This window comes from Chrysosporum bergii ANA360D (genome assembly GCF_029891735.1).
GTDB lineage: Bacteria > Cyanobacteriota > Cyanobacteriia > Cyanobacteriales > Nostocaceae > Umezakia > Umezakia bergii.
Genome location: NZ_JANQDH010000078.1, coordinates 25,124 through 47,282, shown reverse-complemented (window position 1 = coordinate 47,282; position 22,159 = coordinate 25,124). Strand labels below are relative to the sequence as shown.

The window sequence follows — 22,159 nt, the reverse complement described above, 5'->3', positions numbered from 1 at the left end:
TTCTCCTATTCAGCCCTTTGCTTTGTTGTCCAAGGAATCATTGGATCGTTAGCCAATTTTTTTGATACTGCATATGCGCCAAAGCGGTTGAGGTGACTGGGGTCAGAAAAGTAATCATTATTTCTTAACCACAGTTGGCTGAAGTCTCTATATATAAAGTTGGGATTGTTGGCTAGGGATAACATATGTTGCTGAAATTCTCCCTCATATTTTTGGCGGAGTGGATCTAAATAATCAGAGGTCAGGGGCATATTGACAAACACTAAATAAATATTGCGGGCTTGGGTAAATTGGAGAATATTTTGTAAAGCTACATTTTGTTCCCCTTCTATTTGGAAATCTCTATAATCATTGTCGTAAATGCCTTTAACTTTAGGATGGTTTTGATAGTATTTTTCCGGGTCGAAGCGATCAGAGATAGCTAAAAAACCATCAAAATCTACAGCATGGGGGGTAGTATTTGTGTCTAGTTTATCCGGTTGTAATTCTGTTGGTGATGTTATTAGCTTGGTGGTTTTTAGTATAGGCAGTTCCAGCAGTTTATTATGCAGAAAAGATTGAATTTGATTACGGTTTTGGTAGCTAATATAAAATTTAGCTAATCCTTGATTTAGCAACTTATTGGCTGCTTGATAATTATTGATGTTTGGTTTTAGTGAGAATTGTCCCTGACTAGTGTCATTCTGGGAATTGGTCAGGGATTCATTATTATTGTTGGCTGTGAGTGTTTTCTGCAATACCTGCTCATAGCCCTGGGAAGCTGTAATGGTGTTAAAAGTCGTATCTTCCCGATTACTATTAAAAGCACGGGAACCATCAGCCCAGAGAATTAATTGCGGTAGTTCCCAAGGCTCAAGCACCTGACGAACCATGAAATCCACAACTTGAGCCGTAGCACCGTTAATTCCCAAATTAAAAACCTCAATATTAGCATAACCCTGATGTGCCAAAGCCTGAGAAAGTGCCACGGGGTCAATTCCTCTCAAAGCGCGGGAAGAACCAATAATTAATACATCTGCTGCTTTAGCGTTTCTGGCAATTCGTTGTTTATACAATGCTAGTTGTTCGTTTAATTGCCGAGAATTAAAACTGGGCATTGGCGATCGCGCAGATAATAACATAGCTGCCAAATTAGCTTTTTCCTTCAAGGGATTAGCTGTTAAGGTTCTATCTTGCCCTTCATTTTGGGTAAATCCAGAAGTGTTAAATGGATTACCTTGATTTTCCGAAGTTGGTTTAACATAGTTGTTAGTCAAAAGTACTGTTTTATCACTTTCCTGTGCCTCAGAAACCAATACTGGCGGCTGGGCTGGTGATGATGGTGAAACATTATTTACTGCTGGTGAAGTTGGTGTAGGTAGGGTAATTATATAATTCAAAATCCAATCAGTTTGCACTGTTAGCAATAAACCCAACATACCCCAAACTAAAGCCACCTTCAGCAATTGACCATCAGGATTTTGTGGTACTGAATCACTAGTTTCAGTAAATATCTGGGTTTCTATCAGCCACTTTTTGGCTGTGGTAATCAGAGTGGTTGTCCAGTCTGGTGTTACCCCCGGAACAAAATTGTTAACTTCAGAAGAAGTTAAATCATGAATTTTAACTAATTGATTGTTTTCAGTGGTGACAAGTTCAGCAACATATTCAGCGGTAGTAGCAAATTCAGGGGTAGCTTCTGGAAGTAAAACTTGGCGTGGTAATAAATCTAAGCCATGATACCAAAATGGCTCTTTGTTACCAGCAGTGCGACCGTAGACCCGCACTCCCGTAACACCGGGTATTTTTAACTGTCGCAAAAACTGAGTAACTTTATTAGCTACTTGTGACTTAGGGGGGCAAACGGGTGCATCACACATAATGTGTAACAAGTCACCTTTGCGTAAGAGCAAAACACGAATACCACCTGTTTTTAAACGCCAATTCAGATCCAAATTGAGTAAGCGCTCTAGTAGAAAAATAATTGCTGGTTCATCACCATCTCTAGCCAACTCAAAAGGTAATGGCGCTAAAGCAGGGTGCTGTGTAGCAGGTAAAGTTAGCCAGTCAATCCACACTGGTTGCTGGTCTAAAGCTTTTTGTCCGTAAACACTGGCCGCTAGAATACCCTGGGGGGCGATTTCTTCTAACAAGCGTGAAATCATCCTCTTACATTGCTGCTTATCCGGTGCTGGGGCAGTTTCTGAGGGTTCACTGGGGGTACAAAAGATATGCAGGGTTGATTCTTTGAGAGAAACTTGTATAGCAAGTTTTAATTCTGACAATATCGACCTTAACAGCCTGGTAATTGCCTGTATATCTCCCCACCTAGCCCAGTCCTTCAGCATCATTTCTGGAGGTCGCAGGTCTACTCTCAACCGCCAATCAAATGTTGCTTCACCCCTAACTTGAGAAACAATGATTGCATCTTGGTAACCTGCTAGTTTTAGTTGCCGTAACTGCTGGGCTACTGGTTCTGCTAATAGAGATGAATCAGGGCTATAGCTGGAGTGACAAAAGATCCACAGACGATTAACTGCTGGTTGATGACTATTTTTTGGTTGATACTGCTTGGTTTTTACCTGTACCGACACACCCAACAGACTGAGGGTTTCACTGAGATAACGGGCAATGGCATGGGGGTCTCCCCGACGTGCTAAACTTTCATTAGAAATAATCAGTTTTCCACCCACAGGAGCAGGTTTTTCCGGGTCTCCTACGGCTTGATTTACCTGTTCTAAATGCCGTTCCAGTTGGTTTAAATGAACACGATGACACCATTGGGGGCGATATTCCCCTTTCTTCCGCCCATAGACGAATACCTGGTATATTGATGGTTGTTCGCTACTTGTTAAAAGATCCAAGTCTGTTTTTTGTAGGGCATAAAGCAAGTCTGAGAGGGTGCTGGAGCGTGCCGGGGGCTTTGAACCTTCACAAAGAATGTGTAGGTCATTTCCCCGCAATCGGACTTTTACCCCAAGGGAGTTAATTCCTGTTGCTTGGCTTACCCACTCTACTAGTGATTTGTGACTATCTAGCAATGCTGTTTTCATGAGCAGTTAATTGGAGTCATTGGTCATTGGTTATCAGGGCTTGTTGGTAGAGAGGGGATGAATCACATCTGTACTTACCACTGGAAATAGTATTCCCGTCCTTGTAAACTAGAAACATAGGTCTATCACAGTTTGCAGTTTTTTTTTAACAATTTTGTTACTTTGTAGGCTGACAAAATCCGACAAGATAGACATATGGGTTTGAAAGTCTTACAAATATTGAATGGACGCATTTCGTTTTACTCATTTGTCAACCAACCAAGATTTAGCGATGACTCCTACTAGCCAACAATCCTCAGACCATACCGGATTCCATCTGCCTTTGTTTAGTATTCCCCAATCTTGCCTCTTACAAATAGGTACAGCTTCTATACTATTGCTGCTCACCACACAAAAAGCTACAAAAGAGCTTCTAGAATCTATGGGACAAGCCAGTGAGGAATTGTTTCGAGGCGATCGCCTGCCTATTCTCCCCTTCCCAGATGCACCAAGCGACAATACTTTCCAGACAAACACCAACAACAAGGAAAGAGATTAAAAAAAATATATTTGTTTTTAGTTTGTTTTTAGCCGGAGAAAACGTAAACAGTAATCATCTTGACAACAGCATACAATATGGATTCTTTTTTATACACTGTCTCTCATGGGACGAATTTCTATCCTGCATCAGAATTATTTTTGCGTCATCGTCTTCAAGTAGTAGAGGAATTGTGGGAATTGGTCTTGCGACAGGAATGTGGCCAAGCAATGGTGGATCTATTGCGCCAACTGCGTGATTTGTGTTCCCCTGAAGGACAAACAACCAACCATCAAGCCGCTGAGGCTGTTAATTTGATTGAAGAATTAAATATTAATGAGGCAATCCGGGCTGCTCGTGCTTTTGCTTTATATTTTCAGTTGATCAACATCATAGAGCAGGAACATGAACAGCGTCAGCAATTGACCCGCTATTCTGAAGGGGAAGCAGAAACAGTCTCCTCCCAATCCTGCAACCAAGGGGAAGATGGTTCTATTTCTCCGGAAAAAGAAATGAAAATAGACCTAGCACAAAGTTGGATTACCAAATCAACGGAAAAACAAAAAGGTACTTTTACGGCCTTATTTCCCCACCTATTCAACCTCAATGTCCCTCCCCAACAAATTCAACGCCTGATTTCCCAACTAGATGTGCGCTTGGTATTTACAGCCCACCCCACAGAAATAGTTCGTCACACCATCCGCCACAAACAGAGAAAAATAGTCGATCTGCTGCAAAAATTAGACTTAGTAGAAAACGCCAGCCACGGGACGCTAACAGGATATCCTTGGGAAGCAACGGAATTGAGAGGAAAGTTGCTGGAAGAAATACGCCTATGGTGGCGTACAGATGAACTGCACCAATTTAAACCCACGGTTTTAGATGAGGTAGATTATGCTTTACATTACTTCCAAGAAGTATTATTTGATGGTGTACCTCAATTATACAAGCGGCTAAAATATGCCCTGGGTCAAACTTTTAGTTGGTTAGAACCGCCTCAGAAAAACTTTTGCTCCTTTGGCTCTTGGGTAGGGTCAGACAGGGACGGTAACCCATCAGTGACACCGGAAATTACCTGGCAAACAGCCTGCTATCAGCGTAATTTGGTACTGGATAGATATATTAAATCGGTTAAACATTTGATTGAATTATTGAGTGTGTCAATGCACTGGAGCGATGTGTTACCAGATTTGCTGGAGTCTTTAGAGATGGACCAGTCCCAGTTAAGTGATGTCTATGATGCGCTGGCGCTGCGTTATCGCCAAGAACCTTACAGACTGAAACTGGCTTACATACTCAGAAGGTTAGAAAATACCCGCCAGCGTAACTTATCTTTGTATAATCTGGAACAATCAATTAATATTCGCCCTAACCTCAGCCATACTTTACCCAGTCCAACTATAGAACAGGATAAACCCATGTATCGTTCTGGGACGGAATTTTTGGCAGAATTGCGGTTGATTCAACGTAATTTAACGGAAACAGGTTTAACTTGTCAGGAACTAGAAACTCTGATTAGTCAAGTGGAAATTTTTGACTTTAATTTAACTAAGTTGGATATCCGCCAGGAGTCAACCAGACACTCAGATGCTGTAAACGAGATTCTGGAATATCTGCAAATACTACCCCAGTCTTATAATGAACTGTCGGAAGAACAGCGAGTAGCTTGGCTGACAGTGGAACTACAAACCCGTCGTCCACTAATTCCCGCAGAATTGCCATTTTCTCCCAAAACTAATGACGTTATTCAAACTTTCCGTGTGCTTCGATCGCTACAGCAAGAATTTGGCGTTAACATCTGTCAGACTTACATTATCAGTATGTGCCGCCAAGTGAGCGATGTGCTGGAAGTTTTGCTACTAGCTAAGGAATCGGGACTGTTTGACCCAGTAACAGCTGTGGGAACTGTTCAAGTTGTTCCTTTATTTGAGACTGTGGAGGACTTACAAAGATCCCAAAGTGTCATGCGGGAATTGTTTGAGTTACCTTTATATCGCGCTTTGTTAGCGGGTGGCTACACTCCAGAAAATATATCTTCCACCATTACCTCTACTGCTTCTGGCCTCACTCTCAATCTCCAAGAAGTGATGCTGGGGTATTCTGATAGTAATAAAGACTCTGGTTTTTTAAGCAGCAACTGGGAAATTCATAAAGCCCAAAAATCTCTCCAGAGAATTGCTGAGGAATATGGTCTGAGTTTACGTATATTCCACGGGCGCGGGGGTTCGGTGGGAAGAGGTGGTGGTCCGGCTTATGAGGCGATTTTGGCTCAACCGGGACATAGTATTAATGGACGCATCAAAATTACTGAACAAGGGGAAGTTCTAGCTTCTAAATACTCTTTGCTAGATTTAGCACTGTATAACCTTGAAACTATCACCACTGCGGTGATTCAAGCTAGTTTGCTGCGGACAGGGTTTGATGATATCGAGCCTTGGAATGAGATTATGGAAGAACTAGCAGCGCGATCGCGTCAACACTACCGCCAGTTAATTTACGAGCAGCCAGACTTTATCGACTTTTTCCACCAAGTCACCCCCATTGAAGAAATTAGCCAACTGCAAATTAGTTCTCGTCCAGCCCGGCGACCATCAGGGAAAAAAGATTTAAGCAGCTTACGAGCCATACCTTGGGTATTTAGCTGGACACAAACCAGATTTTTGCTGCCTTCTTGGTATGGTATCGGCACAGCTTTACAAGGATTCTTAAAGGAAGAAACAGAAGAACACCTCAAGTTACTACGTTACTTTTATCTCAAGTGGCCTTTCTTCAAAATGGTGATTTCTAAGGCGGAAATGACCCTAGCCAAAGTAGATATGCAAATGGCACATCATTATGTCCAAGAGTTGGCTAATCCTGAAGACAAACCCCGCTTAGAAAAAGTATTTGAGCAAATTGCCCGTGAGTTTTATCTCAGCAGAGATTTAGTTTTAAAAATCACTGGTCACACCAGGCTTTTAGACGGTGATCCTGTTTTACAACGTTCAGTACAACTACGTAATAGAACAATTGTACCATTAGGATTTATCCAAGTTTCCCTACTCAAACGCTTGCGAGAATCCCGCAACACTACAGCTACATCGGGAGTAATTCACTCTCGTTACAGCAAAGGTGAACTGCTGCGAGGCGCACTGTTAACCATTAACGGTATTGCCGCAGGAATGAGAAATACAGGTTGATTAGGTAAGCTGTATTAAACTGAGTCGGTCAGTCACGTGACTGACCGACTCGTTTCCAAAACCGTACGTGAGGCTTTCACATAACACGGCTCCTCAGTGGTATGTTTCTTATCATGAATACCTGTAAGACTTCCATCATTGGCTTTCTTTGTGGTAAGAATCTGGTTTTACCCAGCCTTATCTCCCATCCTTGAGTATTTATACTCATTTAGAGAGAAGGAGTCGCACCATATGTTGATAAAATGTTGATGAAATGTTGATGAAATACAGATGATTGAATTTAGCAGCACATAACTGGCAGTAAGCTAAAATAAGATGCCAAAATACATATAACAAACTACTTATGGCACAGATACCCTGCTCTGTTGCATACTTTTTCTGTAAAAGCGATTATTAAAATTATTTTTTTCAACTCATGCCTTCTCATCCCCAGAAACTCAGTGGTAACCAAATTCGCAACCTGTTCCTTAACTTCTTTGCTGAACGAGGACACCAAATTCTGCCTAGCGCTTCTCTCGTTCCAGAAGACCCCACAGTACTGCTGACCATCGCCGGGATGCTACCATTTAAACCTATATTCCTGGGGCAGCGATCGCCAGAATTTCATCGGGCTACTACTTCCCAGAAGTGCATCCGCACCAACGACATTGAAAATGTCGGCCGCACCAAACGCCATCATACCTTCTTTGAGATGCTGGGTAACTTCAGCTTTGGGGATTATTTTAAATCACAGGCTATTGCCTGGGGGTGGGAGTTATCCACCCAAATTTTTGGCTTACCTCCAGAACGTTTGGTGGTGAGTGTGTTTAAAGAAGATGATGAAGCTTATGACATATGGCGCAATGATATCGGTGTACCAGCAGCCAGAATTAAGCGCATGGGGGAAGAAGATAATTTCTGGGTGTCTGGGCCCACTGGGCCTTGTGGTCCCTGTTCAGAAATTTATTATGATTTTCACCCGGAATTAGGGGATGAAAATATTGATTTAGAAGATGATAGCCGGTTTATTGAGTTTTATAATCTGGTTTTCATGCAATATAACCGGGATGTGTCGGGCAATTTAACGCCATTGCAAAGTAAAAATATTGACACTGGTATGGGTTTGGAAAGGATGGCGCAAATCCTGCAACAAGTACCGAATAACTACGAAACTGATTTAATTTTCCCCATTATCGAGACAGCAGCCCAAATGGCCGGCATTAACTACCACAGTAGCGAGGAAAACACCAAAGTTTCCCTGAAAGTTATTGGTGATCATGTGCGTTCCGTAGTCCACATGATTGCTGATGAAATTCGGGCTTCTAATGTGGGAAGGGGTTATGTACTGCGGCGATTAATTCGCCGGGCGGTGCGTCATGGGCGGTTAATTGGTATTACTGGGGAGTTTATCACCCAGGTGGCGGAAACGGCTATGGCTCTTTCTGAATCAGCTTACCCCAATGTGCGCCGGCGGGAAACGGCTATTAAAGCAGAGTTACAACGAGAAGAAGCTAATTTCTTGAGAACTTTGGATAGAGGGGAAAAACTACTGGCGGAAATCATCCAAGTAGTCAAAGGAGAAAATCAAACCCAAATTAGCGGTGAAAGTGCTTTTAATTTATATGATACCTTCGGTTTCCCGTTGGAACTAACCCAAGAAATTGCCGCAGAAAATCACCTCACAGTTGATGAAGCGGGATTTAATGCCCAAATGCAAAAGCAGGTGGAACGGGCCAAAGCAGCCCATGAAACCATTGATTTAACTGTGCAAGGTTCTCTAGATAAATTAGCTGAACGTATCCAGGCTACGGAGTTTTTAGGTTATACCCAACCTGCGACTAATGCTAAAGTGGAAGCTATATTAGTAGATGGAATTTACCAAGAAGAGGCAGAAGCGGGAACAGAAGTGCAAATTGTTCTCAATCAAACTCCATTTTATGCGGAATCTGGGGGACAAATAGGCGATCGCGGTTACATCACTGGTGATGGGGTGCTGGTAAGGGTGGAAGATGTGAAAAAAGAATCAGATTTCTTTGTTCACTTTGGACGCATGGAACGGGGTACAATCCGAGTAGGAGATACTGTCTCTGCTCAAATTGATCGCGCTTGTCGCCGTCGCGCCCAAGCTAATCATACAGCTACCCATTTATTACAAGCAGCATTAAAAAAAATAGTTGATGACGGCATATCTCAAGCCGGTTCTTTGGTTTCTTTTGATAGATTACGCTTTGATTTTAACTGTCCCCGTGCATTGACAGCAGCAGAGGTGCAGCAGGTTGAGGAACAAGTTAATACATGGGTTGCTGAAGCACACACCGCCCATGTGCAAATATTACCTTTAGCAGAAGCAAAAGCTAGGGGTGCTGTGGCTATGTTTGGGGAAAAATACGGCGAAGAAGTGCGGGTGATTGATTTTCCTGGGGTGTCAATGGAACTTTGTGGCGGTACGCACGTAAATAATACTGCTGAAATTGGCATATTTAAGATTATTTCTGAGGCTGGTGTGGCTTCTGGTGTGCGACGCATTGAGGCTGTGTCAGGCCCGGCAATATTGGATTATCTCAATGTGCGGGATAAAGTAGTTAAAGATTTGAGCGATCGCTTTAAGGTAAAACCGGAAGAATTACCAGAGAGAATTACCAGTCTGCAAACTGAACTGAGAAACAGTGAAAAACAATTGGCAAGTCTGAAATCACAGTTAGCCATGGCTAAGTCTGATAGTTTATTACCAACAGTGGTATCTGTGGGGGACTATCAAGTTCTGGTGGCGCAAATGGAAGAGGTTGACCCGGAATCATTGAAAACTGCGGCTGAAAGATTACTACAAAAAATTAGTAACGGTGCGGTGGTGCTGGGTTCTGTTCCTGAAGTCGGAAAAGTAAGTATAGTTGCAGCCTTTAGCCCAGAGGTGAATAAAAAAGGACTGCAAGCTGGTAAATTTGTGGGTGCGATCGCTAAAATTTGCGGTGGTGGTGGTGGTGGTAGACCGAATTTAGCCCAAGCGGGGGGACGGGAGGCCAGTAAGTTACCAGAGGCGTTAGCCAAGGCTAAGAGTGATTTAAAATCAGCACTGGCATAATTGTATTCTTTTGTAGGGCAGGCAAGATGCCTGCCTGGACAATAAATTCTGTTCAAATATATCAACTCCAAGGAAGAATTAAACCCTAGGAGCTACAATTTTTGAGGATACAACAGTTTTGATTTTATGATTGATTTGGTAGCATTATCTTTATACTTTATTCTTTAGGCGCAGATAAAAATAAATACCTCAAGAACCCTCAACCACAGTCAAAACTTACCACTTTCTAAATACTTACTCAATTCCAACCATGAATAAACTAAACGAAGACTCTATAGAACAATTCACCCTAAAACTACTACAAAATATTGGCTATAAATACCAATACGCCCGCGACATCGCCCCCGACAGTCCCCAAGCAGAAAGACAAAACTATAGTGATGTCATCCTCAAAAACCGCCTCACACAGGCCATCAATACCATTAATCCCCACATCCCCCCAGAAGCTAGAAAACAAGCACAACGCACCATCACCAACATAACCGCTTCTGACTTAATTAATCATAACGCAATTTTCCATACCTACCTCGTCAAACGTTTACTACGGGAATATGACTATCCCCCTGATATGCAAGCCCTAGCCACAGAACTAGTATTAGAACAAGCCGAAGTATTTACTTAAATAATAATTATGGTGAAGTTTTTTTGATCTGCTCAGAAAAGTATGTTTCTTCATGTTTGAGTTGTTGGGCTATTTCTAATCCTTTTTCAAAGGCTGCGAGGGCTTGGGGGTATTGTTGACGCTGTAAGTATAATTGCCCCATTTGGTCATATGCTTCCATCATACCATAATAATTGACGGCTTGCTGTTGTGTGTCTATGAGAATTTGGCTAGTTTGTAAAGCTTCATCTATCTGTTCTTGGCTACGATATAAATTAATTAACTTTTGTAAGGCTTCCCCAGCAATAACATATCGGCGCGATCGCGTGGCCATAATATAAGCTTGTTCATAGTTATTAAATGCTTGTGACAGTAGGCTAGGATTTTCCTGGGCTAGGGATTGATAGTTGGAGCCAATGGCTAATTTTAATCCTGGTATTTTCAGCAAGTTATTTTTTTGTTGGTGAATTTCTGCCATTCTATTCAAAACATCTATAGCTGGTTGGGCTTGTTTGGTCTGCTGGTATATATAACTGAGTTGTTCTAAATATGCTAACTCCTGATTTTCATCACCTTGATTAGCAGTTAAGTTTAATAATTTTTCATAAGTTACAGCAGCTTGGGGATAGTCAAACCAATTTAAATGTACTTGGGCAATGGTACTCAGGGTTGCTAATATGGCTTGTGGATCTTGTCGCTGTTGCACTAGTGTTAACAACTGATTATACACTGGTAAGGCAAGTTGGGGCGATCGCACTTGTTGGTAAGCTTCACCGAGCGATCGCATCAATTCTACATCATTAAGATTAAAGTTTTGTTGCTTTTGAATAGTTTGCAGTCTTTCTGTAATATATTTAACTTGTTCTGTGGCATTTTGACTAAAAGCAATGGCAGCAAAGCGGGATAATGCTTGTAATTCTGCCAAGTACCCCAAATAGCGCCGCAGCCGTGCTTCCCGGTTCCAAATGGCAAATGCAGCTTTTTGGTCTCCGCTTTGCAGTTTGGCTGTGGCTTCTTGGTTTAACTGCTCTAAGGCTTGTTCCAGGCTTTGCAATTCTGACCAACTTAACTGGCGCTGTTCAGCTGAGGGTGGTAACAGTGGGTCTGGTGTGGTAATTTCCAGGGGGTTAGATGGAAACTTGTCTTTTAGTTTTATCTGTTTGGTTTCTGCCAAAGTTAAAGAACCGTTAACCTGAAACAAAATAGCCACAATAACACATAAGCGTCTGATCATAATTAGCTGTCCTGAGAAACGAGCTTAGAGTATAGTAGTATAATCATCATACTCACAGATTTTAACTGCCATTACTTTATGCGTTTGCGCCGGGGAGTGACAACCCCATTACTTTTGATTCCCAAACCTACAAACTAATATGGATATTACCACTTTAGCTCGCTGGATGGCAGCTGACTTTAGTAATCAAGCTCAAGCATTTGAAAATCCGCCTTTTTTTGCTCATATTCGCGTGTGTATGCGTCCTCTAGCCATAGAGCTATTATCAGGAATTAGTTTGTTTGTAGAACAGGCTTATGATTATATGCTCAATGACCCTTATCGGGTGCGGGTGTTAAAATTGGTAAATGCAGGCGACAAAATCCAAATTATCAACTACACTGTTAAACAAGAGCAAAATTATTATGGCGCATCCCGTGACCCCCACCGGTTGAGTGGTTTAACCGCCGGTGATTTGGAGCAGCTACCAGGATGTAACATGAATGTAATATGGTGTGGTGATAGGTTTAAAGGTCAGGTAGAACCCGGTAAAGGTTGTATTGTGGTTCGTAAGGGACAAAAAACCTATTTAGATAGTGAATTTGAAATCAGCGCCGAAAACTTTATCAGTCTTGACCGGGGGCGTGATTTGGAAACTGATCAGCATATTTGGGGGTCTGTGGCTGGACCTTTTCACTTTGTGCGACGCAGTAGTTTTGCAGATGAAGTTATACCATCGGAGACGGTATAGTTAGTTAACCAGCTTGAGCGGTTAACTGCAAAGGATGAAAATAAGGAACTCGTTCAACAGCAGTTTCCCACATACCATTGGGATATAGTTTTAACAACCGAAAACCGGGATATTGTTTGTCAATGGTCAGAGTTGCAGTTGAGGAGCGAAACTGTACTCCAGTTGAGGGACTGCTGAGATAATGGACTTGGTGGCGCTGATGTTGAAATTCTTGATGGATGTGACCAAACAAAACCAATTTCACCTGGGGATGGCGGTCAATAATGGTCAAAAATTCCTGGGGATTTTTTAAACTGATACTATCTAACCAGAGAGAGTTAACTGCACAGGGCGGGTGATGTAGAGCTATTAAAGTAGGAGACTCCCCCAGCATTTTTAATTCATAGTTGAGCCAATCGAGAGTTTTCCCGTTGAGATAACCATGTACACAACCAGGCTGGGAAGAGTCCAGTAAAATAAAATTCCAGCCCCCGCGTTGAAAAGACTTACGTCGGGAAACCATACCCATATTGAAAATGTCAGACATAATCCCGGTGTGGTCATGATTTCCGGGTAGACAGTAAACAGGTATTTTTAGGGAATTGAGAATACTTTGCAGATGATCATAAGATTCTGGTTTACCATCACCAGACAAATCTCCTGTTAGCAGTAGTATATCTATTTCACTGCTGAGGGCTTTTAATCTTTCTACCACTGCTTCAAAAGATTCTCTAGTGGGTATAAGCAGCATTTTTTCATCTTCTGACGCGAACAGATGTATATCTGTGATGTGAGCAATTGATATAGGAGAGACTTGTTTCATTTTCACTAATGCTCATTTGTGCAATTTAATATCTAAATTCTGGCTAGGGAAACTAGATGTGTTAACCAGGGAGGGGGATGCTCCTAGTACAAGATGTCTACGAAGTAAATCATTAACAAGCAGGATGCTTGTGTTACAAGGCTTTTTTGGCGGTTTTCGCTTCAGCGAAGTAAATCATTAACAAGCAGGATGCTTGTGTTACAAGGCTTTTTTGGCGGTTTTCGCTTCAGCGAAGTAAATCATTAACAAGCAGGATGCTTGTGTTACAAGACCTTTAATGCCCTAGAAATGTGAATTTCATCCATCTTAAGAGTGAGAATGTATTTTTTTTTGTATTTTACGTCACTCATCTTCACTAAAAATTCATCAATTCCTCACACGATACCCACAAATCTTTATGTGGCCTTGTCGTGGAGTGTTACTGTGGGAGTAACTCACTCAATTCAATAAATTTTTTCCCCAGGGGATGCAAGTTAAGCTGACATATGTTATTATGGCAAAATAACAAAGTGGCGACATAGCCAAGCGGTAAGGCAGAGGTCTGCAAAACCTTTATCCCCCGGTTCAAATCCGGGTGTCGCCTTGGACAAGCACCCCCAAGACCGAGTATTTATACAGGAACGGGTTTGATATTCGTTCCTATTTTTTTGGGGTAAGTTTGGGGTAAATTCGGCTAGTTTGGCATAGTTATTAAAGCAGCCATAAAGCTAGGTCTAGACCTAAGTGGAACCAGTAGGGTGTCTTTGATAGCACCTTTGAAGGTTCGTTTGTGGACTATTCAAGAATACCCCGGCTTTTAGCCGTGGGGAGTATCAAGAAGCTCGTAACTGTACGAATTGGGCATATACCTGTAGCAAGCGATCGCTTCACATGAAAAGGGATTACTTGTAGTTTATGCTTAAATTACCTTGGCGGTTGCTATATCTGTCCTGGAATATAACAAATTTCTTTACCAAAATGGTAAACTTGTATTAGTCTACTAACGCATGGAAATTTCCTTCGCTGACGACAAACTGCAAAACCTATGCGAGCAACCAAAACTAGCACAAAGAAAATTAGGTGCAAACTGTGCTAAGAAATTGGCAGCCCCATTGGCTGATCTTGATGCTCTTAATTGTGTCACAGAATTATTTGCAGGTCGTCCCCATCCCTTAAAAGGAGATCGGGCTGGTGAGTTTGCAGTAGACCTAGAAGGAGGTAAACGACTTGTATTTAAACCAGATAACAACCCCATTCCTTTAAATGAGGATGGAAGCATTGATTGGTCGAAGGTTACTGCTGTTTGTATTGTTTTCATTGGAGATTACCATGACTAAGACAACCCGTCCCTTTACTCCAGATTGGGTATCTCCTCCCGGTGATACCATTGCTGATGTACTAGAAGAACGTGATTGGACACAAACAGAATTAGCAGAGCGTTTAGGCTACACCACACAACATATAAGTTTACTCATTAATGGCAAAGCACCTATTAATGAAGAAACGGCATTGAAGTTAGAACGAGTTTTAGGCAGTACCGCAGCATTTTGGCTCAGACGTGAAGCCCAATATCGTGCTGCTTTGGCGAGAAAGGATGAGGAGGAGCGTGGTAAAATATATTGATCACCATGGTAATTAATTCGGGTAAAATTGGGATAAAATTTAGCCACAAATTCAGAAATGCTTGTAAAGCAATGGTTAGTAAAGGTCTGCAAAACCTTTATCCCCCGGTTCAAGTCCGGGTGTCGCCTTGGACAAGCACCCCAAGACCGAGTATTTATATAGGAACGGGTTTGATATTCGTTCCTATTGTTTTGCTCATAAACTTTGTTGAATATTGGTGTTGGGTGACCCGAGCTTGAACAAAAATCTTTAGTAAATGTTGTTTAATTTTGTTTAATTTTGTTTAAGTGAGGTATATTTTTATTTTCCTCCTGTATTTTTTTCCGTATTGGGAAGTTGTGGATCATAATTAGTATTTTGCTGAGTAATAGTGATTATACTTAATAAAATAGCTACACCCAGGGCTAAACTTAATATAGGACGCCTGATTAAAATAAAATCTCGGATAATTCTAGCTAAAGGACTGCTTTGACGACGCAGCGATGAACAAAGCATGATTTGTTTGAGTATAAACGGATCACGCACATAGTGCCCACTGTGAGAAACTACTAGCCTTTGGTGACAATAGGGACAGGTAAACAAGCCAATGTGTGAATCGGCTAATCTTTGCTTAAGGTTTCTTTGACAAATTGGGCACGCAACAAAATGATTATCAAAGGTGTGTATATTCATCTACGTCGTCCATTTATTCCATTGACTCACTCTCTAACTATAGCTATCTTATATTTTGGCAAAACATTGAGTCGAAATCACTGTAAAAATCACTTTTGTATTTTTTTGCCAACCATAGCCTATGGTTAAGGTATGGTCAGTGTCCAGTGAAAAAAATTAACACCTGACTACTGACACCTAACACGTGAAATTTATTAAGCTGTAGCTGCTATGGCTTCCATGTCTTTTTGCTGATGTTCTTCTACTTGTTTCAGATGAATATGTTTTTTACCTAGGGAGATGATAAATTCATCTCCTGGTTTAAGATTCATCTGTTTTGTGTAGGCTGAACCGATGAGTAAATTACCGTTTGATTGTACGCTAACTTTATAGCCTGCATTGCGTCCGCTACGTCCATTCCCGCCGGTTGAACCGTCTAAATCAATGCCTTCAGCATCAATAAGGGCATTCAAAAATTTCATCATATTGACACGCTCTACACCATTTTTGTTAACGGTGTAATACCCACACAACCTGGCTTTTTTTTCTTTACTCAAGCAGTCTAGCTCTTTGACCTTTGTCAGAAGTTCTTCACCCTCTAGGGGTTCTATCTTTTTTTGTTTAGGCATCAACTTAGGTGAAAAATGAATGATTGAACTCGTTGAATCAAGTTTAGTCTAGCTGAGATTGAGCTATTAAGAACACAATCCTTTAGTTTTGATGTCAACTTTGCTAAGTATATTACACTTTCATGTGAAATTGTTGCACAATTCCGAATCTTGTCAAAATAAGCTATTGTTGAGAATGCTCATAACTATATTTACTTGGTGAATCACTACTAGTATTTTGTTTATAGCCAATGTTGCCCAATTGAGGTACATCCTTAGCAAGCAAGATGCTCGCGCCACCAGGCGATTATGTACATTTGTATGTAATGTGTTGAAGAAATGTTATAAGTCTCCTGAACCCTTCCCACCGGTTGCACACTCGGTCAGCTTGATCATTAAAACTGCTGCTTTATTCATTACAATGAGTAATTATTCACTGGTCACTAGTGGCAACAAAATAACTGAGAACTGATAAATAAACAAAACTTGCCAGGATGAAACTAACTACCAAAGGACATTACAGTGTCAAAGCATTACTAGATTTAAGTCTACAGCCAAATTATGGCCCGGTATCAGTGAAAGCGATCGCCCTGCGGCAAAAGATCCCAGCTCCTTATTTAGAAAAGTTGCTAATAGCAATGCGTCGGGCTGGATTAGTCAAATCAATTCGAGGTAGCATTGGCGGATATCAACTAGCGTTAAAGCCGGGACAAATTTCTATAGGTCAAATTTTGGAAGCTGTGGGGGAGACTATTACTCGTTTACCACATCATACGCCAACGCCGGCACAAACTGAAGATTGGGTAACATTCACTCTTTGGCAAAGACTCAACCAAAAGTTAAAAGAGGCTTTGTACACTATTACTCTCGCTGATCTCTATTATGATGCTCGTAGTTGGCAAGCTTCTCTCGGTGAAGAAGCTAGTTTTGTTGTTTAGTTTTAGTTATTAGTGAATGGTCATTCTTTTTCCGACACAAGACAAATGACGCCATCTGTAGTTTTGATCTGCGCCGCACTATTAGATTACTTCATTGGTGATCCCTGGGGTTGGCTTCATCCCGTGCAAGTCATGGGCTGGGTAATTTCTCGCTTGACTAAATTTTTGATCTCACTATGTCAAAATGCCATAACACAACGCATAGGGGGAATTGTTTTAGGCTTGATTTTAATCATTGGTAGTGGCTATGTGGGTTGGTTAATAATGGTAACCGCCCAATGGCTGCATCCATTGTGGAGAATTGTCTTAGAAACTATTGTTTTAGCTAGTTGTTTTGCCTTAAAAAGTCTACGCACGGCAGCAGATTGTGTATGTAAACTATTAGCAGCAGGGGATTTAGATTCAGCCCGGAAGATGTTAAGTAATTATGTGGGTAGAGATACACAAAATCTCTCAGAAGCAGAAATTTTCCGTGCTGTGTTGGAAACTGTCACAGAAAATGCTACAGATGGGGTTATGGCTCCATTGTTTTATGCCATTGTCGGTGCTTGCGTACCGGGTGTGGGTTCAATTCCTCTGGCTTTAGGATACAAAGCTAGTAGTACCCTGGATTCAATGGTTGGTTATCGGCAAGCCCCCTATACTTATTTAGGGTGGTTTAGCGCTAGGTTAGAAGATTACTTAACTTGGCTACCTTGTCGGTTAACAGTGATTACCTTGGCATTAATATCAGGTAAACCCCGATATGTTTGGGGAATCTGTTGCCGGGATGCTATTAAAGATCCAAGTCCCAATTCAGGCTGGAGTGAGTGTGCTTATGCGGCTATTTTGGGCGTGCAAATGGGGGGAACGAATTGGTACGGGGGAGTCCCTAAAGAAAAACCACGGCTGGGAGATGCTATTTATCCTATTACCCCCGGTTCAATTCAAACAGCTTTGTTACTAACTCGATATTCTTTTTTATTGTGGTTAGGCTTGGCGATCGCTTTATTATTCATAGGAAATAGAGTATGGTAGGTTCTCATCTAAAACTATGTCTAGCAAAGTAGTTGAAATTCTTTCTTCGGAAGACCTGCGTCGTACTGTAACTCGCTTAGGTTCTCAGATCGTGGAAAAATCTCGTGATTTATCCCAACTAGTACTCATAGGCATTTATACTAGGGGAGTGCCATTAGCGGAGTTATTAGCACGTCAAATTGAAACCCTCGAAGGTGTGAGAGTCCCTGTGGGAGCATTGGACATTACATTCTATCGAGATGATCTAGACAAAATTGGGTTAAGGACACCAGCAAAAACTAATATTCCTTTGGATCTGACAGGTAAAACAGTTGTATTAGTAGATGATGTGATTTTTAAAGGTCGGACGGTTCGGGCTGCTTTAAATGCTGTGACGGAGTATGGTAGACCTGAAGTAATTCGTTTAGCTGTTTTAGTGGATAGGGGTCATCGAGAAGTACCTATTCACCCAGATTTTATTGGTAAGCAACTACCTACGGCTAAGGAAGAGATAGTTAAAGTTTACTTACAAGATTGGGATGGCAAAGATGCAGTTGAGTTGATGGGGGTTGTCACAGTTTAAGCCAAATCTCATAGATTATACTAATGTATCTCACGTGTTTAGTAAACTCTGCACTCTATCATCTATCATTTAGGATTGCTATAGCAATCCTATTTAATTTTTAACCAAAAATTCGCACTCTTTATTTATTTTATCCTGTTTCCTGTCTCTAGGAGTAATTGCAGCAATAGAAAAACCCGCACAGTTTTAGATTACATTGCTAATTAATGGTAATGGACAGTGATTATTCCTGGAGAGAGATTACTAAAAAGCTATAAAATGTCATCCTCTAATTTAACAGATATATATTGATACGGTAATTGACATAACTATACTTCTCATATTTGTCTGAAATGGTGTAAATTCCTTCATCACTAAACCAGTGATATTTGCCTGCTTGGGTTAAATTAACAAAGTTAAGGTGAAATTATGGTTTGAAATATTGCAACTGCAACTAAATGTCTGGGGAGAAAGAAATGAACGATAACCCAATCAGAGTTTTGTTAGTTGATGATGATGAAAATGATTATATTTTAACTCGTGATTGGTTTAGTGAGTTTCAGATGGTTGGCTGTCAGTTGGAATGGATAGATAATTATCAACAAGCAGAAAATGCCATTGCCCATAACAATTATGATATTTATCTGGTAGATTATGTCTTAGGAAGTTTTAATGGGTTAGAGCTATTGCGTCAAGCAATGGCCAAAGGTTGCTCATCCCCGATGATTTTACTCACGGGTCAGGGAACCAGGGAAATAGACCTAGAGGCTATGAAAGCCGGCGCAGCAGATTATTTGGAAAAAAGCAAGTTAAATGCACCTTTACTGGAGCGTTCCATCTGTTATGCTTTAGAACGCAAACAAACAGCACAGAAAATCCGCCAACAAGCAGCTTTACTAGATGTGGCCACAGATGCAATTTTTGTACATGATTTAGATGATCCTATTTTATTTTGGAACAGAGCATCTGAGGGTTTATACGGTTGGAGCCGAGCAGAAGCAATTGGTAGGAAAACTCAAGAGTTGTGGTGTGAGAAGAACGAGTCGCTATTACAGGAAGCATTAAACCATCTTATGGAACACGGCTCATGGGAGGGAGAACTACATCAAACCACCAAGTCAGGGCGAGAAATTATTGTGGAAAGCCGCTGGACATTAGTAAAAAACTTTGGTAATACACCCCAATCTATTTTAGTTGTTAATACTGATATTACCGAAAAAAAACAACTGGAAGCTCAATTTCTGCGCGCCCAAAGGTTAGAAAGTATTGGCACTTTAGCCAGCGGTATCGCTCATGATCTGAATAATGTTCTAGCTCCAATTATGATGACAGCACAGCTTTTAGAATCGCAAATGCAAGATGAGCGATCGCGGAAGTTGTTACCGATGTTAATCTCCAACGCCAAACGTGGGGCTAACTTAGTTAACCAAGTATTATCATTTACTCGTGGACTGGAAGGAGAGCGTACTGTCTTACAATTAAAGCATTTAATTATAGAAATTCAGCAAATTATTAAAGAAACCTTTCCCAGATCCATAGAAGTTATGATCCGAATCCCCCCAAATCTGTGGACTGTATCTGGTGATGCTACACAACTACACCAGGTGTTGATGAATTTGTGTGTTAATGCTCGCGATGCCATGCCAGATGGGGGTACTTTAACAATACTGGCGGAAAATTTCTTAGTGGATGAGAATTACGCCAGAATGAACATTGATGCTAAGATAGGCTCTTATGTAGTCGTTACTGTGATTGATACAGGAACGGGTATTCCCCCAGAGGTGTTAGATCGTATATTTGAACCTTTTTTCAGCACTAAACAAACTGGTCAAGGTACTGGGCTGGGTCTGTCTACAGTTATGGGGATTGTTAAAAGCCACGGTGGTTTTGTAAATGTACAAAGTAAGCCAGGACACGGTAGCCAATTCCAGGTATACTTGCCCGCACAAGAAACTACAGAAACCAAAGCAGAAGTAGAACAAAGTTTACCCCAAGGTCATGGAGAACTGATTTTAGTTGTAGATGATGAGCCTGCTATTCGTGAAATTACCAAAACGTCCCTAGAAAATTATAATTACCAAGCAATCACAGCCAGTGATGGTATTGAAGCTATAGCTTTGTATGTGGAAAATCGACCTCAAATATCTTTGGTGTTAACTGATATGGTGATGCCTGTTATGGATGGGATGACAACTATTAGAACATTGAAAAAAATTAACCCAGATGTAAAAATTGTTGCTGTAAGTGGATTGCCCACAAGTGATATAATCAAAAATGCTCAAGATATTGGCATTAAAGCTTTTTTGTCTAAACCTTACACAGCTAATCAACTCTTGCAAACGATTAGCGCTGTCAACAATGGCGGTTAGTATTCGTAATTATCCCTTGTCGTGGAATTTTTGCAAAAGACCAATTTTTTATCAAAAAAAAAGAGTGAGAGGAGGCATATCAAGCGCCTTTAACCTCTCACTCCGGTATTTGTCACTGTAGTGATCAGGAATATCTACAAGCGTTGTCCTTTAGTTAGGGGGCTAATGTGTATGTCAATGACAACACTTGTATGGATTTAATACTCCTGGTGCGACAAATACCAAGCCCAATTAATTATCTAACCACTGATTGTTGATCATTAATCAAGATTAATCAGTTATTGGTTATTTCTTTGAAGAAAAACCTGGTTGTTTTTTGTCTTCTACAATTTAACTCACTTAATTTCAATGTGGTTGCCATTTTGGCAGGTTTTTCAATTTTTCTCATGGCTAGTGACTGAAACTTGCACCATTGTTGCATTTTTCAGAACACATTAATGTTTTTGTAGAATTGTAGACAAAGAACTTTTTTTACGAATATCCATTAAATCTGCCAAGGTTTCTTGAGTTTTATCTACTCTGTGTCTATGTTCTGGTGATGTAACCCTGACCCGGGACTCTAACTTGGCTGTGCTGACTACGGGCTTTAGCGGTTGCAATGGTACAAAAACCGGCGAACTATTTAAACTCTCCGGTTTCAATTCCGGCTGATAAGTTGCTCTTAAGCGTCTTGAAGGGCTATTACTTTTGATGGGTTTCCCTGGTGGTTGATATTGATCAGGTGAATTGACTAACCGAAAAATGATTAAGCAACCACTAGCACAACTGAGAGCAATGGCAACTACTAGCCATAAGGGTGTAGGATTGCTATTCTCAGAGGATGTTATGATTGGTTTTTCTACTATAACTGGGACTTCTTCCGGTTCTGGTTTACTAACATCGCCAACGTAACTCAAGCTATATACAGCTAAAGCCGCAGTTCCCATAGTCATTGTTAATAACCCAGTTAACAATAACCCTGGATGACGAGTCAGCAGACAGATAAAAATCTTTGAACTACCAATAAGTCGGGATTGAATATTTGTCTCTTTGACTTGGTTCGGCTTATTTCCTAGGCTCTGATTGTGTTCTATCATGACTTTCAGACTTTTCCCCTCTATTGACATAATCACCGACCTAGAAGATCGGTGATTCTTGACGGTTCACTGCAACTTGCTACTGAAGTAGTCTGACAGTCGCTCCCCGTCCGTTTAAAGTCGTGCCGATGCTCTATGCCGACTACTCCTGCATTATAACACACTAAAAAGCGGCCCTAGAAGGACCTAGCTCTCATCCCATTC

General features: G+C 41.1%; 17 protein-coding genes and 1 tRNA gene. 12 read left to right on the top strand and 6 right to left on the bottom strand.

Features of this window, described 5'->3' with window-relative positions:
- Positions 1 to 5: 5 nt before the first annotated feature.
- Entirely contained in the window at positions 6 to 3,032 is a 3,027-nt protein-coding gene (locus NWP17_RS11915) for a DUF1574 domain-containing protein (RefSeq protein ID WP_280655120.1), read from the bottom strand.
- Between the two features lie 271 nt (positions 3,033 to 3,303).
- Here NWP17_RS11915 and NWP17_RS11910 point away from each other — a divergent pair, with 271 nt between their 5' ends.
- From NWP17_RS11910 to NWP17_RS11895, 4 genes are all read left to right on the top strand, one after another.
- The gene (locus NWP17_RS11910) at positions 3,304 to 3,570 is read left to right on the top strand and encodes a hypothetical protein (RefSeq protein WP_280655140.1); all 267 of its coding nucleotides are present in this window, start codon (positions 3,304 to 3,306) and stop codon (positions 3,568 to 3,570) included.
- A gap of 77 nt (positions 3,571 to 3,647) precedes the next feature.
- Entirely contained in the window at positions 3,648 to 6,728 is a 3,081-nt protein-coding gene (gene ppc, locus NWP17_RS11905) for a phosphoenolpyruvate carboxylase (RefSeq protein WP_280655119.1), read from the top strand.
- A gap of 415 nt (positions 6,729 to 7,143) precedes the next feature.
- Positions 7,144 to 9,786 carry an alanine--tRNA ligase gene (gene alaS / locus NWP17_RS11900; RefSeq protein WP_280655118.1) on the top strand — a complete coding sequence of 881 codons (2,643 nt, stop codon included), beginning with the start codon at positions 7,144 to 7,146 and terminating at the stop codon, positions 9,784 to 9,786.
- Between the two features lie 250 nt (positions 9,787 to 10,036).
- Positions 10,037 to 10,408 (top strand): type I restriction endonuclease, encoded by a 372-nt coding sequence (locus NWP17_RS11895; RefSeq protein WP_280655117.1) that lies wholly within the window; start codon positions 10,037 to 10,039, stop codon positions 10,406 to 10,408.
- 7 nt (positions 10,409 to 10,415) lie between these two features.
- Here NWP17_RS11895 and NWP17_RS11890 read toward each other — a convergent pair whose 3' ends face one another.
- Positions 10,416 to 11,621: a tetratricopeptide repeat protein gene (locus NWP17_RS11890; protein ID WP_280655116.1), complete on the bottom strand. Its 1,206-nt coding sequence runs from the start codon at positions 11,619 to 11,621 to the stop codon at positions 10,416 to 10,418.
- Positions 11,622 to 11,760: 139 nt separating this feature from the next.
- Between NWP17_RS11890 and NWP17_RS11885 the strand changes: the two genes are divergently transcribed.
- A complete protein-coding gene (locus tag NWP17_RS11885; protein WP_280655115.1) occupies positions 11,761 to 12,351 on the top strand; it encodes a chromophore lyase CpcT/CpeT in 591 nt (196 codons plus the stop codon).
- Positions 12,352 to 12,355: 4 nt separating this feature from the next.
- Here NWP17_RS11885 and NWP17_RS11880 read toward each other — a convergent pair whose 3' ends face one another.
- Entirely contained in the window at positions 12,356 to 13,153 is a 798-nt protein-coding gene (locus tag NWP17_RS11880) for a phosphodiesterase (RefSeq protein WP_280655114.1), read from the bottom strand.
- A 511-nt stretch (positions 13,154 to 13,664) separates the two neighbouring features.
- Here NWP17_RS11880 and NWP17_RS11875 point away from each other — a divergent pair.
- The 3 genes from NWP17_RS11875 to NWP17_RS11865 all read left to right on the top strand — a co-directional run bounded on the left by NWP17_RS11875 (position 13,665) and on the right by NWP17_RS11865 (position 14,755).
- Positions 13,665 to 13,736: transfer RNA gene (locus tag NWP17_RS11875), tRNA-Cys, on the top strand.
- 403 nt (positions 13,737 to 14,139) lie between these two features.
- The gene (locus NWP17_RS11870) at positions 14,140 to 14,469 is read left to right on the top strand and encodes a type II toxin-antitoxin system RelE/ParE family toxin (protein ID WP_280655113.1); all 330 of its coding nucleotides are present in this window, start codon (positions 14,140 to 14,142) and stop codon (positions 14,467 to 14,469) included.
- Positions 14,462 to 14,755 (top strand): HigA family addiction module antitoxin, encoded by a 294-nt coding sequence (locus tag NWP17_RS11865; protein ID WP_280655112.1) that lies wholly within the window; start codon positions 14,462 to 14,464, stop codon positions 14,753 to 14,755. Before NWP17_RS11870 ends, NWP17_RS11865 begins: the two co-directional genes overlap by 8 nt.
- Positions 14,756 to 15,055: 300 nt before the next feature.
- Here the strand turns inward: NWP17_RS11865 and NWP17_RS11860 are convergent, their stop codons facing one another.
- Together NWP17_RS11860 and NWP17_RS11855 are read right to left on the bottom strand one after the other, a co-directional pair.
- Positions 15,056 to 15,427 carry a hypothetical protein gene (locus NWP17_RS11860; RefSeq protein WP_280655111.1) on the bottom strand — a complete coding sequence of 124 codons (372 nt, stop codon included), beginning with the start codon at positions 15,425 to 15,427 and terminating at the stop codon, positions 15,056 to 15,058.
- A gap of 194 nt (positions 15,428 to 15,621) precedes the next feature.
- A complete protein-coding gene (locus tag NWP17_RS11855; RefSeq protein WP_280655110.1) occupies positions 15,622 to 16,035 on the bottom strand; it encodes an AbrB family transcriptional regulator in 414 nt (137 codons plus the stop codon).
- A gap of 473 nt (positions 16,036 to 16,508) precedes the next feature.
- Between NWP17_RS11855 and NWP17_RS11850 the strand changes: the two genes are divergently transcribed.
- The 4 genes from NWP17_RS11850 (at position 16,509) to NWP17_RS11835 (ending at position 20,879) form a co-directional block, all read left to right on the top strand.
- On the top strand, positions 16,509 to 16,952 hold the full coding sequence (locus tag NWP17_RS11850) for an Rrf2 family transcriptional regulator (RefSeq protein ID WP_280655109.1): 444 nt from the start codon (positions 16,509 to 16,511) through the stop codon (positions 16,950 to 16,952).
- Between the two features lie 45 nt (positions 16,953 to 16,997).
- Complete coding sequence (cbiB, locus tag NWP17_RS11845; protein WP_280655108.1) at positions 16,998 to 17,969, top strand: adenosylcobinamide-phosphate synthase CbiB; 972 nt, start codon at positions 16,998 to 17,000, stop codon at positions 17,967 to 17,969.
- 16 nt (positions 17,970 to 17,985) lie between these two features.
- Positions 17,986 to 18,531, top strand: a complete 546-nt coding sequence (pyrR, locus tag NWP17_RS11840; RefSeq protein ID WP_280655107.1) for a bifunctional pyr operon transcriptional regulator/uracil phosphoribosyltransferase PyrR — start codon at positions 17,986 to 17,988, stop codon at positions 18,529 to 18,531.
- Between the two features lie 455 nt (positions 18,532 to 18,986).
- Positions 18,987 to 20,879, top strand: a complete 1,893-nt coding sequence (locus tag NWP17_RS11835; protein WP_280655106.1) for a hybrid sensor histidine kinase/response regulator — start codon at positions 18,987 to 18,989, stop codon at positions 20,877 to 20,879.
- Between the two features lie 434 nt (positions 20,880 to 21,313).
- Here the strand turns inward: NWP17_RS11835 and NWP17_RS11830 are convergent, their stop codons facing one another.
- On the bottom strand, positions 21,314 to 21,985 hold the full coding sequence (locus NWP17_RS11830) for a hypothetical protein (RefSeq protein ID WP_280655105.1): 672 nt from the start codon (positions 21,983 to 21,985) through the stop codon (positions 21,314 to 21,316).
- Positions 21,986 to 22,159: the final 174 nt, after the last annotated feature.

What these genes read in the sequence shown, in the direction of transcription:
- NWP17_RS11915 (WP_280655120.1), bottom strand. Translation starts at nt 3,032, where the DNA reads ATGAAAACAGCATTGCTAGATAGTCACAAATCACTAGTAGAGTGGGTA.
- NWP17_RS11910 (WP_280655140.1), top strand. Translation starts at nt 3,304, where the DNA reads ATGACTCCTACTAGCCAACAATCCTCAGACCATACCGGATTCCATCTG.
- ppc (WP_280655119.1), top strand. Translation starts at nt 3,648, where the DNA reads ATGGATTCTTTTTTATACACTGTCTCTCATGGGACGAATTTCTATCCT.
- alaS (WP_280655118.1), top strand. Translation starts at nt 7,144, where the DNA reads ATGCCTTCTCATCCCCAGAAACTCAGTGGTAACCAAATTCGCAACCTG.
- NWP17_RS11895 (WP_280655117.1), top strand. Translation starts at nt 10,037, where the DNA reads ATGAATAAACTAAACGAAGACTCTATAGAACAATTCACCCTAAAACTA.
- NWP17_RS11890 (WP_280655116.1), bottom strand. Translation starts at nt 11,621, where the DNA reads ATGATCAGACGCTTATGTGTTATTGTGGCTATTTTGTTTCAGGTTAAC.
- NWP17_RS11885 (WP_280655115.1), top strand. Translation starts at nt 11,761, where the DNA reads ATGGATATTACCACTTTAGCTCGCTGGATGGCAGCTGACTTTAGTAAT.
- NWP17_RS11880 (WP_280655114.1), bottom strand. Translation starts at nt 13,153, where the DNA reads ATGAAACAAGTCTCTCCTATATCAATTGCTCACATCACAGATATACAT.
- NWP17_RS11870 (WP_280655113.1), top strand. Translation starts at nt 14,140, where the DNA reads ATGGAAATTTCCTTCGCTGACGACAAACTGCAAAACCTATGCGAGCAA.
- NWP17_RS11865 (WP_280655112.1), top strand. Translation starts at nt 14,462, where the DNA reads ATGACTAAGACAACCCGTCCCTTTACTCCAGATTGGGTATCTCCTCCC.
- NWP17_RS11860 (WP_280655111.1), bottom strand. Translation starts at nt 15,427, where the DNA reads ATGAATATACACACCTTTGATAATCATTTTGTTGCGTGCCCAATTTGT.
- NWP17_RS11855 (WP_280655110.1), bottom strand. Translation starts at nt 16,035, where the DNA reads ATGCCTAAACAAAAAAAGATAGAACCCCTAGAGGGTGAAGAACTTCTG.
- NWP17_RS11850 (WP_280655109.1), top strand. Translation starts at nt 16,509, where the DNA reads ATGAAACTAACTACCAAAGGACATTACAGTGTCAAAGCATTACTAGAT.
- cbiB (WP_280655108.1), top strand. Translation starts at nt 16,998, where the DNA reads ATGACGCCATCTGTAGTTTTGATCTGCGCCGCACTATTAGATTACTTC.
- pyrR (WP_280655107.1), top strand. Translation starts at nt 17,986, where the DNA reads ATGTCTAGCAAAGTAGTTGAAATTCTTTCTTCGGAAGACCTGCGTCGT.
- NWP17_RS11835 (WP_280655106.1), top strand. Translation starts at nt 18,987, where the DNA reads ATGAACGATAACCCAATCAGAGTTTTGTTAGTTGATGATGATGAAAAT.
- NWP17_RS11830 (WP_280655105.1), bottom strand. Translation starts at nt 21,985, where the DNA reads ATGTCAATAGAGGGGAAAAGTCTGAAAGTCATGATAGAACACAATCAG.